General features: G+C 27.5%; 1 protein-coding gene. It reads left to right on the top strand.

The annotated features are described in order from the left end of the window. Positions 1-125: 125 nt before the first annotated feature. Positions 126-291: peptidoglycan bridge formation glycyltransferase FemA/FemB family protein (locus HMPREF3249_RS09115; RefSeq protein WP_142350221.1), on the top strand; the 166-nt coding region annotated here is incomplete at its 3' end.

Raw genomic sequence — 291 nt, 5'->3', positions numbered from 1 at the left:
CATCATTAAATTCATAATGACAAGATAATTAAAAATAAAAGCGATGTCAAATAGGAAATAATTTTTATTCTGTAGCTTCACCAGCTCTGTCTATTAAACTACAAAAGCTCAAGGAGTACAGAACAATGCCTTTAGAAATAATTACTAAAGAAGTATTTAAACAACATTATCAAAAAGCGAAACGAAAATCTTTTATCCAATCAGTAGAAATGTCTGATCTATTGAAAAAAAGAGGGTATAATGTTGAGTTTATTGGTTTCTTTACTAACAATCAATTACAAGTATCAGCAT

Origin of the sequence: Streptococcus sp. HMSC36C04 (assembly GCF_001839535.1) — a bacterium.
Taxonomy (GTDB): Bacteria; Bacillota; Bacilli; order Lactobacillales; family Streptococcaceae; genus Streptococcus; species Streptococcus hominis.
This window is presented reverse-complemented; position numbering and strand designations above follow the sequence as displayed.